Origin of the sequence: Phreatobacter sp. (genome assembly GCF_016793595.1) — a bacterium.
Taxonomy (GTDB): Bacteria; Pseudomonadota; Alphaproteobacteria; order Rhizobiales; family Phreatobacteraceae; genus Phreatobacter.
Map to the genome: position 1 here is coordinate 101,537 of NZ_JAEULY010000009.1, position 10,750 is coordinate 112,286.

Genomic DNA, 10,750 nt, shown 5'->3' on the forward strand with positions numbered 1-10,750 from the left:
CGCGGAACCGTCGGTCGCTGCGGGCCGCTCGGCTGGCGACGCTCACATGGCGACGCCTTTCGACTTGTAGAAGGCCTCGGCCGCGGGGTGGAAGGCAACCGCTGTCTTCGTCGCGGCGCTCTGCACGTTGAGCTTGCGCGCCTCCGGGTGAATGCCCTGCACATCGGTCAGGTTGTTGAAAATCCCCTCGAGCATGCGCGTGACCAGGGCGTTGGGCGCCTTGGCGTTGACCACGATGACGTTGGCGACGCCGATGGCCGGCACCGCCGCGGTCTGGCCTGCATAGCTGTTCGGGGGCATGGTGAAGCCGCGATAGAGCCCCGGATATTTGGCGTTCATCGCCACCAGCTCCTTGGACGCATCGACCAGCTTCATCGGCGCCCGCCCGCCCTGCGCGAGGTCGCGGACGGCAGCAGTCGGAATTCCTCCACCCCAGAAAAAGCCGGCGATCTTGCCGTCGGCGAAGGCATTGGCGCATTCGGCGACACCGAGATTGTCGCGGGTGATGTCGGTGCGCGGATTGAGGCCCGCCGCCTCCAGAGTGCGGTCCGCCCAACCTTCCGTTGACGAGCCCGCCGAGCCGACTCCGATGCGCTTGCCCTTCATGTCGGCGATCGAGTTGATCGACGGTTGAGCCACGACGTGGAGAATGTTGTCGTAGAGCACTGCGAGAACGCTGATCTCGCGCTTGCCACCCTGGGTGTAGGCGCCCTGCCCCGCGAGCGCATCCACCACGGAATCGAGCGTCGACAGGCCCATATCGGCATCGCCTGCCGAGACGAGATTGATGTTGTCGACGGAACCGCCGGTGACTTGCGCGGTCGCCTGGGTATTCTGCATCTTCTCGGTGAGGATGCGGGCAAGGCCGCCGCCATAGACGAAATAGACGCCGCCCGTGCCCCCGGTGGCGATGGTCAGGCGCGTGCGTGACTGCGCGAAAGCCGGCGCAGACAACATGGCGGCGCCGCTGGCCAGCGCCACGCGGCGCGTCAGGTTGATCGACATGAAAACTCCTCCCTCATTGTTCGGCCGCGATGCGCCCGGCATTCGCCGGCGCGACCGCGTTGGGAGGAGCATATAGCGCGCGGCGCGGCCCTGATAAGAGGTTAGCCGAATGCCGTCAGCCCTCGAACGGAAACCGGGCGAGGACGGTGAAGCGGGACTGCCGGTCGTCCTGCCGGAACACCGCGAGCGCATCGACGCGGACAGGAGCCGCAATTGGCGCGTAGGCCGCGGCCAGCGCTTCGCGCAACGGAATGCGCAGCGGCTCGGGCAGCGAGCCAGTGAGCGTCATGTGGAAGCGGAAATCCTCGAAGACATAGGGATAGCCGAAGGCATCCATCTGGGCGATCTGCCGTTCCGTCAGCGGCGCTTTGAGACGGCGCGAGCGATCCGCCTCGCTCATCGGCGCCCGGAACGCGTCGAGATCTCGGACGCAATCCGCCGCGAGGGTGGCGAGCGTATCCGAGGGTTCGGCCGGCGCGAGCGCGACGAAGGACTTCAGCAAGGCGACGGTCATGGCCGGCAGAACCACCGCCGACCGCCGTTCGGCGAAGATCATTGCCGCTTCGAGCAGGTCGGCCTCGCTTGCGCCCTCGGCGAGCTCGAAGGGCGCCTTCAGTGTGCCGTGAAAGCCGTAGCGGCGGGCATCGTCGGTCAGTTCCGCCCAGTCCGGACGCTCGAAGGGCTCACCGGGCGGGAAAGCCGCATCGCGGGCGAGAGCCGCGTCATAACCGATGACGGACGAGCCGAACCGCCAGAGCGGGTCGTCGGGCGACGGAGCGGCGTAGAGGGCGTAGCGTGTGGTCATGGCGAGCGCTTAGCCGGCGGACATGAAGGGCTCAAGACGCAAAAGACATCAGGGTAGCCCGTATGCCCGCTTCAGGTCGCGCGTGCGCGCCTCGGTCTCGACCACGAGGCAGGGGCCGGTTACCTGCGAGTAGACCGAGTTGGCGAAACGGTTCGGCGTTTCATAAGCCTCCAGCGTGCAGGCGAGGTCGCGGAGTTCCGCCCATGGCCTTTGAGCTGCCCGGAGCGCCTCCGCCCAGGCCGCTCGCTTCACATCGTCGAGACCGGGCCGGGTCCGGATGGCGGCGAGCGCATCGCGCCATACGGTGTTGAGATCGTGGTCCACGCGGCGTGCCTGCCGGCGGTAGCATTCCGTCAGCGGCTGATAGTCGCCGCCGCGGCCGGGATGGCGGCACAGTGGCTGGCGGCCTTCCGCGCCGATCAGTTCGCGGCGGTTCGGGCCTCTTGCGCCGCTCGCGAAACTCGCCCGCCCGAGATCGGGCAGCGCCTCCCCGAACCGGTTGGTCAGGTCCGCCACGATCACGCGTGTCATCGCCGCCCGGCAGGCCGCGCCCGCATGCTCCGCCTCGCCGGCACCGAGGTTACGCTCGAAGCCGACAAGAGCCGGCGCGCACTGGCCGTCGCGGAACGAGGTCCAGAGCCCCAGAAGCCGCTCGAACTCGCCGCCCCATTCGGCTTTGCCGCCAGCGTCGATATTGCCGTTCCAGTCTGCGATGGCCCGCAGCGCGTCGCGGCGCGCGACGTCGAGAGCGGCATCCGCTTCGGCGTTGATCCGGGCGAGGCAGTCGCGGCGCGCCTCGGCGGGAAGCGAGGCCGGGCATTCCCTCTGTCGCTCCACAGGGGATGCCGCCTGCGCCGCGCCGGTCGGTGCCGTGGTCAATGCGGCGGCGGTCGCCAGGACAAGAATGCCGAAGATGCGCATGTGGAGGTTTCCTGCTGTCAATGCAGCATCGGGCAGCAAGGTTTCACCGGCATGGCTCGCCGCCAGCTTCCTGTTGCGGCGCTGCACGCGCGCACCGACGCGGCGCTTTGCGCCATCGGAAGGTCGGGCCTATATAGCCATCGAACAGACGAGATCGCCGCCCGATGCTGAACAGCCTCGATATCGACAAGCCGCCGCACGCCACGCGCGTGGTCGTGGCCATGTCCGGTGGCGTGGATTCATCGGTCGTGGCCGGCCTGATGGCTGAGCAGGGCTATGATGTCGTCGGCATCACGCTCCAGCTCTACGACCATGGAGCGGCGGTGCACCGCAAGGGAGCCTGTTGCGCGGGGCAGGACATCAACGACGCACGACGCGTCGCGGAGCGTCTGGGCATCCCGCATTACGTGCTCGACTACGAAGAGCGCTTCCGCAAGGCGGTGATCGACCGGTTCGCCCAGTCCTATGCGGATGGCGAGACGCCGATCCCCTGCGTCGACTGCAACAGGCACGTGAAGTTCGCGGATCTGCTCGATACCGCCCGCAGCCTGGGCGCGGACGTGCTCGCCACCGGCCATTACGTCGCCAGCCGCGCCGCCGCGAACGGCCGGCGCGCGATGTACAGGCCGGTCGACGCTGACCGCGACCAGAGCTATTTCCTGTTCGCGACCACGCCGGACCAGCTCGATCTGCTGCGCTTTCCGCTCGGCACCATGACCAAGCCGGAAACGCGCGACCACGCGCGCCGCTTCGGCCTTGCCATCGCGGACAAAGCCGACAGTCAGGACATCTGCTTCGTGCCATCCGGCCGCTACACCGCCATCGTCGAGAAACTGAAGCCGGAAGCGGCCGAGGCCGGCGACATCGTCCATGTCGATGGCCGTGTTCTCGGCCGGCACGACGGCGTCATGCGCTTCACGGTCGGCCAGCGCCGCGGCCTCGGCATTGCCGCGCGCGAACCGCTCTACGTGGTTGGCCTCGATGCGGCTGGCCGACGTGTGGTCGTCGGGCCTAAGGAGGCACTGGCGACACGCGCCATTGGCCTGCGCGATCTCAACTGGCTCGGCGACGCGCCGCTGGCGGTGGGCGACACGATGGAGTGCTACGCCCGCGTGCGTTCGACCCGCCCTCCGAGGGCGGCAGTCCTGACCATGACGGCCGCCGGCCCCGAAATCGAGCTCCTGGACGGAGAGGAGGGCGTCGCCCCCGGGCAGGCCTGCGTGCTCTACGATGCGGAACGGGGTCTTGCCCGCGTTCTCGGCGGCGGCTTCATCAAGAAGCGCGAGAGCCTCATCCTTCCCCCGTCCCTGCCTCTGCAAGCCGCCGTCTGACGGAGCCCCGATGCCCGCCGCCGAACTCGACTCCCAGTCCATCCAGAAGGCCTATGCCCGCTGGGCGCCGATCTACGACCCGCTGTTCGGCCGCATCACCACGACAGGCCGGCGCGCCGCGGTTGCCGCCGCCAGCAAGGTCGGCGGCCGCGTTCTCGAGGTAGGTGTCGGCACCGGCATAGCCCTACCCGATTACAGCCCCAACTGCCGGGTCATCGGCCTCGACCTGTCGTTCGACATGCTCAAGATCGCGCGCAAGCGCGTGGATGACGGGCTGGCCAATGTCGAAGGCATCCTGCAGATGGATGCAGGTCGCCTCGCCTTCCCCGACGCCTCGTTCGATTGCGTCGTTGCGATGTATCTGATTACCGTCGTTCCCGATCCCGAGGCGGTGATGACCGAGCTCAACCGTGTCTGCAAACCGGGCGGCGAGGTCATTCTCGTCAATCACTTCGCGGCCGAGGGCGGTATTCGCGCTCTGGTCGAGAAGGCCGCGGCGCCGTTCGGCGACAAGCTCGGCTGGCATCCCGATTTTCCGTTCTCCCGCGTCATGGGCGAGAAGGACCTGACCATGGTGGAGAAGCGCCCGGCCGGGTTCGGCGGCCTGTTCACGCTTGTTCGGTTCAAGAAGGCCGGCTGACGCCGCCCGGCACCCGCCTCCGCCGCAAGCCTCGGTTGAAGCCTCGTCGGCTGCCCCATACAGTTCCTGCGACAAGCCGGGCGCGCCTCGTGGCGGCCTGCGCGCTTGTTGCAACAGGAAATGCAGGGAGAGAGCCGTGATGATCGACCATCCGAATCCGACGCGCCGCAGCCTCCTGATCGGGGCAGCCGCCCTTGCTTCCGCATCGGGACTGGCAGCGGGCGTCTCGCCCGCATTGGCACGCGCGCCGTTCGCGCGCACGCAGCCCGCCTACTTCTACCGTTTCCCGCTGGGCAAGGCCCAGGTGACGATGGTTTCGGACGGCACGCTGGCGCTCGGCAAACCGTCCGACACCATGAAAGGCATGTCGGAAGCCGAGATCGCCCAGGCGCTGACCGACAACTTCCTGCCGACCGATTCCGTCGTGCTGGAACAGAACATCGCGCTCGTGAACATGGGCAACCGCCTCATCATGTTCGATTCCGGAATGGGTTTCTCCAAGGCGTTCGGCACGACCACCGGTCGCCTGATGAGAAGCCTCGCCGAGGCGCGCATCCGGCCCGAGCAGATCGACGACATCATCATCACCCACGCCCATATCGATCATATCGGCGGGCTCGCGACGGAACGGGGACGGCGGCTGTTCCCCAATGCGACCATCCATATTTCGAAAGTCGATCACGACTTCTGGACCGACGAGGCGAAGCAGTCCGACCGCACGCTCGGCCTCTTCGTCAGGCATGCCCGCGCCAACCTGCTGCCTTATCGCGACCGCATCAAATGGGTGACCGGTGGCCAGGAGGTCGTGCCCGGCGTTCAGGCGGTGAACGCGCCGGGGCATTCCGTCGGCCACACGATCTATCTGATCGAGTCGGACGGAAAGAAGCTGGCCTTCACCGGCGACGTGACGCACCACCAGATTCTCCTGACCGAGCGGCCACGGACGGAATTCGCCTATGACAGCGACCCGAAGCAAGCCGTGGATACCCGCCTGAGGGTGTTCGACATGCTGTCCAAGGACCGAATCCCGATGCTGGCCTTCCATTTCCCGTGGCCCGGACACGGTTATCTGGGGCGGACCGGCCCGGAAACGTTCCGCTTCTTCCCGGCGCCGATGTCCATCGGCTAGCGACCCCTTTCGCCAATCAGCGGGAGCGATGCCCCCCGGCGTCGCTCCCGCCGTCAAAGGCGATCCAACCCTGCAACCTGACGACGATTTGCTCCAAGGCCGGACCCGACCCGCATGACCGACATCAGTCCCGCTGGGCGACTAACCGCAGGCGTGGTCGCAACGGCCGGATTCTTCGGGCTCGCATTGCAGCTCGTCCTGATCATCGGCACCACGACCGCAAGCGGCGGGACCGCCACGCGGGCGATCTTCAATTTCTTCTGCTTCTTCACGATACTCTCCAACGCCATCGTGACGGCCGTGCTGACCCGCGTCGCGCTCGGCAAAGCTCCGGCAGCTTCGTGGCTGGGTGCCACTACGCTCTACATCGCGGTCGTTGGCATCACCTATTCCGTAGCGCTCCGGCACATCTGGAATCCGCAGGGGTGGCAGTTGGTCGCCGACCATGCGTTGCACGATGTCGTGCCCGTCCTCGCCGTCCTCTTCTGGCTCGTCTTCGTTCCGAAGGGCCGCCTCTCGGTCCGCATCATCCCATTCTGGCTGATCTTTCCTGTTGGCTATCTCGGCTGGAGCCTCGCGCGTGGCGCGGTGGACGGCTGGTACCCCTACTATTTCATCGATGCCGGCAAACTCGGCTACGCCGTCATGGCGCGCAACGCCCTCCTGGTCACGGCTCTGTTCGCTCTGGTTGCGCTCGCCGTCGTCGGCATCGACCGCCTTCCCGGGCAAAGGCGCGGCTGACATGCGGCTCGCCTTGACACTGCTCCGGGCCGGACCTTATATCCGCGCTCTCCGAACCGGTTCGCCGGTCCGGTTGCCCTTTGGGGCGGGGTAGCTCAGTTGGTGAGAGCGCAGGATTCATAACCCTGAGGTCGGCAGTTCGACTCTGCCTCCCGCTACCAAGGCATCATCCGACATAGCTGGATTCGTTGCGCCGACGTGGCTGGAACGCGCGGATCGGCCACGATTGCCCGACGTGCCGTTCCGGCGCACCCATTCTCGGCGAATCTCCATGGTTGGCGACACAGGCAAGAAGGCCGGCGCGAGCCCGACGGCCCCTCGCCCGGCGGCGGCGTGAGGCGCTGAGCCCATTGGCGTGGCCTCGGCAAAGGGTCGAGAGCGTCGCGGCCGTTCCTGTTTCGCTGTCCGGTTCGGGAATTCCCGCCTCGCCCGGTTTGGTACACGCGCCTTCAACCGACGATGGTTGCGTCCCGTGGCGACACGCGCCTGCCGGCAAATATCCGCGCGTCATCTCGCCCTGCCGGGTCATTGACGCCCCGAAGCCACCGATTCGGACACGGCCCGCTCCTTGCGTGCAAATCCATGCGGGCCTTGCGTTGTCCCGGTCGGGGACACCTCATCCGATCCGGGAACAACAGCACCGGTCCGCGATGACACGATGCAGCAATGACGCTGGGTCATCTCATTAACACTATCGGTAATCAAAGGTTGCTCCCTTTCCTCGAATGCAAGTAATCCAACACTCGGGAACGGGGATCGGCTCACAGGAGCGATCCGTTATGAAGGATCAGATCAGCGAGATCATCGCGCGGACCGTCGAGCTGCCGGGGGGCATCGACAGTCTGACCGACACATCCGACCTCTACGAGGCGGGCATGACGTCGTTTGGCTCGGTCCAGCTCATGCTGGCACTGGAAGAGGCTTTCGATGTCGAGTTTCCCGAGCGGATGCTTAACCGCCGGCTTTTCTCCTCCATCGCGACCATCCGGGCCGCCCTGGACGAACTGACCTCCGAGAAGGCGGGAGCCTGATCATGCTAGACCGGACGGGTTCCGACCGCGCTGCGGGCGCGGCGTCTGCTGCCATGCGTATGAAGGAGGTGGCGAAGGTCGCCAGCCTCCACGCCGACGCCGTCGACCGCGATGCCCGCTTCCCCCGCGAGGCGGTGGATGCGATGCGCGAGGCCCGTCTGCTTGGCCTGATGATCCCGCGTGAGCACGGTGGCGAGGGCGCCGATTTCGCCGAGATCGCCGACCTCTGCGCGGCGCTCGGCGGCGCCTGCTCGGCGGCTGGCATGGTCTTCGCCATGCACCAGATCAAGGTCGCGAGCCTCGTCCACCATGGCGAAGGCAGCGACTGGATGCGCGATTTCATGCGCCGGATCGCCCGCGACCAGCTTCTCATCGCCTCGTCGACCTCCGAAGGCGGCATCGGCGGCGATCTGCGCAATTCCGTCTGCTCCATCGTTCCGGACGGCGATCACGTCACGCTGGAGAAGGACGCGATCGTCATCTCCTACGGCCTCGACGCCGACGCCGTCCTCGCTACCGCCCGCCGCGCTCCGGACGCCGCCTCGTCCGACCAGGTCATGGTCGTGATCGAGAAGCATCAGGCGGGCCTTGCGCAGACTTCCGTGTGGGACACGCTCGGCATGCGCGGCACCGCTTCGCACGGCTTCAAGCTGACGACCCGCGTGCCGGCCGCTCAGGTCTTCCCGAAGCCCTTCGCGGAGATCGCCGCGCAAAGCATGCTCGCCTCCTCGCACCTGTTCTGGTCGGCGCTCTGGTTCGGCATTGCCGGTTCAGCGCTGTCCAAGGCGCAGGCCGCCGTCAAGGCAGCCGCCCGCAAGACGCCGAACAGCCTGCCGCCCGGTGCTGCGCGCCTTGCCGCCGCCGCCGCCGACCTCTCGGGCCTGAAGGCGCTGGTGCGCGACGGCATCGCCCGGTTCGAACGGGCCCGCCACGACGAGGACGAGCTGAACTCCATGGCTTTCGCCATTGCCATGAACGCGGTGAAGGTCGAGGCCTCCGAAAAGGCCGTGGCCATCGTCCAGGCGGCGCTCGGCATCATCGGCATCCAGGGCTACAAGAACGCCAACCCGCTGTCGGTCGGCCGCCAGCTTCGCGACATCCTGTCCGCGCCGCTGATGATCGCCAACGACCGCGTGCTCGCCAACACATCGACCATGCTTCTCATGTCGCGCCTCGACACCGAGCTGGAGGGCTGATCCGTGCTTGCCAAGACCCCCACCACTGAAACCTCCTTCCTCGACGAACTGTTCGACCGCGGTCTGTTGATCGAGACCGGTGTCGACGGTCTCTACGGTCGCTCCGGCTTGTTCGAGGCCATCGGCGATGGCTTCCAGGCGCTGGTCAGCCGCTACGGCGCCGCGGACAAGGCCGAGGTCGTGCGCTTCCCGCCGGCCATGGCCCGCTCGGTCTTCGAGCAGTCGGGCTACATGAAGAGCTTTCCGCAGCTTGCCGGCACCGTGCACTGCTTCTGCGGCAACCCCGCCGACCATGTCAGCCTCCTGCAGACGATCGAGCAGAAGGGTGACTGGACCGAGGGGCAGAAGGCCAGCGACGTCGTGCTGACGCCCGCCGCCTGCTATCCGCTCTATCCGACCGCCGCCAGGCGCGGCGACCTGCCGGTCGAGGGCCGCCTCTACGACCTGCTCTCCTATTGCTTCCGGCACGAACCCTCCAAGGATCCGGCCCGCCAGCAGTTCTTCCGCATGCGCGAATATGTCCGCATGGGCACGCCCGACCAGGTCACCGAATTCCGCGCCAACTGGCTGGAGCGTGGCCAGAAGCTGATCGGCGATCTCGGCCTGCCCTTCGCCGTCGATGTCGCCAACGATCCGTTCTTCGGCCGCACCGGCAAGATGCTCGCCGTGAACCAGCGCGACCAGCGGCTGAAATTCGAGCTGCTCATCCCGATCGAGAGCGAGGAGAACCCGACGGCCTGCCTCTCGTTCAACTATCATCAGGACCATTTCGGCAAGACGTTCGGCCTGACCTCCGCCGACGGCGAGGTCGCGCACACGGCCTGCGTCGGTTTCGGGCATGAGCGTGTCATTCTGGCCCTCCTGAAGCATCACGGCACCGATGTCGCGCGCTGGCCGGCGTCGGTCCGTACCGCCCTGGGCCTTTGACCATGCAGGTCGTCTTTCCCGAACTCGATGCGGCGAACTATCCGCGCCACGCCCTGCACCACGCGGAGCGGGCCTGGCCGGAGACAAACTGCCACACCGACCTGTTCATCGAATTGCTGCACACGCTCGGCCGCGAGCCCGCGGCCGGCCTCGGCATGACCGTCGCGCAGGATTTCGAAGGCGACCAGTTTACTTTCTTCAAGATGCCGACGCGCGATATCGAGACCCTGTTCGGCCTCGACGTGCAGGAGCTGTCGATCTACCGGCCTCTCGTCGATCATATCGAGGAGCAGGCTGCACGCGGCCGCATCGCCCTCGTCGAGGTCGATGCGCACCGCCTGCCCGACACGCGCGGCGTGACCTACCTCGCCGACCATTCGAAGACGACGATCGCGGTCAACCGCTTCGACCGCGCCTCGGCTGCGCTCGGCTATTTCCACAATGCCGGCTATTTCGAGATGGCGGGCGAGGATGTCGAGCACCTGCTCGGCTTCGGCTCGGTCGCGCGACCGGTCCTGCCGCCCTACGTCGAATTCGCCAAGGTTTCGGGTCCGGGTCTCACCGGGCGCGCGCTGCGGGACGCGGCCATCGCCCGCTTCGCCGATCATTGGGCCAACCGGCCTGAGCGCAACCCGGTCGATGCCTATCGCGCGGCCCTGCCGGCCCATCTCGACTGGCTCGCCAGCGAGCCGCCGTGCTCGTTCCACCCCTATGCCTTCAACACCGCGCGGCAGTTCGGCGCCTGCATGTCGCTGCTCGCCGCGCATCTCGACTGGCTCGCACGTCAGGGCATCGGAGGGCTCGGCCAGCCCATCGCGCTCTGCGAGGCCATGTCATCCGGCATGAAGACGTTCCAATTCCTTCTCGCCCGCGCCCGCGCGCGCAAGAAGGCGGATGGTCTGGACGCAGCCCTTGCCGCCATCGCCCGCGACTACGACCTGGCCATGGACGAGATCGGTCGCGCCTTCGGCTTCACCGCAACCCGGACACCGACGCTCGTCCGGACCGCCTCCTGAGAGCAAGC

General features: G+C 66.9%; 11 protein-coding genes and 1 tRNA gene. 9 read left to right on the forward strand and 3 right to left on the reverse strand.

What is annotated here, in order from left to right:
- Positions 1–42 precede the first annotated feature (42 nt).
- The 3 genes from JNK84_RS11430 to JNK84_RS11440 all read right to left on the reverse strand — a co-directional run bounded on the left by JNK84_RS11430 (position 43) and on the right by JNK84_RS11440 (position 2,731).
- Positions 43–1,005 (reverse strand): TAXI family TRAP transporter solute-binding subunit, encoded by a 963-nt coding sequence (locus tag JNK84_RS11430; protein WP_293424147.1) that lies wholly within the window; start codon positions 1,003–1,005, stop codon positions 43–45.
- Positions 1,006–1,120: 115 nt separating this feature from the next.
- The gene (locus JNK84_RS11435; RefSeq protein WP_293424149.1) at positions 1,121–1,810 is read right to left on the reverse strand and encodes a DUF1045 domain-containing protein; all 690 of its coding nucleotides are present in this window, start codon (positions 1,808–1,810) and stop codon (positions 1,121–1,123) included.
- 48 nt (positions 1,811–1,858) lie between these two features.
- Positions 1,859–2,731 carry a lysozyme inhibitor LprI family protein gene (locus JNK84_RS11440; RefSeq protein ID WP_293424151.1) on the reverse strand — a complete coding sequence of 291 codons (873 nt, stop codon included), beginning with the start codon at positions 2,729–2,731 and terminating at the stop codon, positions 1,859–1,861.
- A gap of 164 nt (positions 2,732–2,895) precedes the next feature.
- Between JNK84_RS11440 and mnmA the strand changes: the two genes are divergently transcribed.
- The 9 genes from mnmA to JNK84_RS11485 all read left to right on the forward strand — a co-directional run bounded on the left by mnmA (position 2,896) and on the right by JNK84_RS11485 (position 10,742).
- A complete protein-coding gene (gene mnmA, locus JNK84_RS11445; RefSeq protein ID WP_293424153.1) occupies positions 2,896–4,062 on the forward strand; it encodes a tRNA 2-thiouridine(34) synthase MnmA in 1,167 nt (388 codons plus the stop codon).
- Between the two features lie 10 nt (positions 4,063–4,072).
- Positions 4,073–4,702: a class I SAM-dependent methyltransferase gene (locus JNK84_RS11450; protein ID WP_293424155.1), complete on the forward strand. Its 630-nt coding sequence runs from the start codon at positions 4,073–4,075 to the stop codon at positions 4,700–4,702.
- Between the two features lie 139 nt (positions 4,703–4,841).
- Positions 4,842–5,831: an MBL fold metallo-hydrolase gene (locus tag JNK84_RS11455; protein ID WP_293424157.1), complete on the forward strand. Its 990-nt coding sequence runs from the start codon at positions 4,842–4,844 to the stop codon at positions 5,829–5,831.
- Between the two features lie 114 nt (positions 5,832–5,945).
- The gene (locus JNK84_RS11460; RefSeq protein WP_293424159.1) at positions 5,946–6,572 is read left to right on the forward strand and encodes a Pr6Pr family membrane protein; all 627 of its coding nucleotides are present in this window, start codon (positions 5,946–5,948) and stop codon (positions 6,570–6,572) included.
- A gap of 84 nt (positions 6,573–6,656) precedes the next feature.
- Positions 6,657–6,733: transfer RNA gene (locus JNK84_RS11465), tRNA-Met, on the forward strand.
- 618 nt (positions 6,734–7,351) lie between these two features.
- Positions 7,352–7,603: an acyl carrier protein gene (locus tag JNK84_RS11470; RefSeq protein ID WP_293424161.1), complete on the forward strand. Its 252-nt coding sequence runs from the start codon at positions 7,352–7,354 to the stop codon at positions 7,601–7,603.
- 53 nt (positions 7,604–7,656) lie between these two features.
- On the forward strand, positions 7,657–8,799 hold the full coding sequence (locus JNK84_RS11475) for an acyl-CoA dehydrogenase family protein (protein WP_293424163.1): 1,143 nt from the start codon (positions 7,657–7,659) through the stop codon (positions 8,797–8,799).
- A 3-nt stretch (positions 8,800–8,802) separates the two neighbouring features.
- Positions 8,803–9,726, forward strand: coding sequence for an amino acid--[acyl-carrier-protein] ligase (locus JNK84_RS11480; protein WP_293424165.1), 924 nt, complete (start codon positions 8,803–8,805; stop codon positions 9,724–9,726).
- Between the two features lie 2 nt (positions 9,727–9,728).
- Positions 9,729–10,742 (forward strand): DUF1839 family protein, encoded by a 1,014-nt coding sequence (locus tag JNK84_RS11485; protein WP_293424167.1) that lies wholly within the window; start codon positions 9,729–9,731, stop codon positions 10,740–10,742.
- The last annotated feature ends 8 nt before the right edge of the window (positions 10,743–10,750 follow it).

Bases quoted from the DNA above. Each gene is read 5' to 3' on its own strand.
- JNK84_RS11430 (WP_293424147.1), bottom strand. From the start codon at position 1,005: ATGTCGATCAACCTGACGCGCCGCGTGGCGCTGGCCAGCGGCGCCGCC.
- JNK84_RS11435 (WP_293424149.1), bottom strand. From the start codon at position 1,810: ATGACCACACGCTACGCCCTCTACGCCGCTCCGTCGCCCGACGACCCG.
- JNK84_RS11440 (WP_293424151.1), bottom strand. From the start codon at position 2,731: ATGCGCATCTTCGGCATTCTTGTCCTGGCGACCGCCGCCGCATTGACC.
- mnmA (WP_293424153.1), top strand. From the start codon at position 2,896: ATGCTGAACAGCCTCGATATCGACAAGCCGCCGCACGCCACGCGCGTG.
- JNK84_RS11450 (WP_293424155.1), top strand. From the start codon at position 4,073: ATGCCCGCCGCCGAACTCGACTCCCAGTCCATCCAGAAGGCCTATGCC.
- JNK84_RS11455 (WP_293424157.1), top strand. From the start codon at position 4,842: ATGATCGACCATCCGAATCCGACGCGCCGCAGCCTCCTGATCGGGGCA.
- JNK84_RS11460 (WP_293424159.1), top strand. From the start codon at position 5,946: ATGACCGACATCAGTCCCGCTGGGCGACTAACCGCAGGCGTGGTCGCA.
- JNK84_RS11470 (WP_293424161.1), top strand. From the start codon at position 7,352: ATGAAGGATCAGATCAGCGAGATCATCGCGCGGACCGTCGAGCTGCCG.
- JNK84_RS11475 (WP_293424163.1), top strand. From the start codon at position 7,657: ATGCGTATGAAGGAGGTGGCGAAGGTCGCCAGCCTCCACGCCGACGCC.
- JNK84_RS11485 (WP_293424167.1), top strand. From the start codon at position 9,729: ATGCAGGTCGTCTTTCCCGAACTCGATGCGGCGAACTATCCGCGCCAC.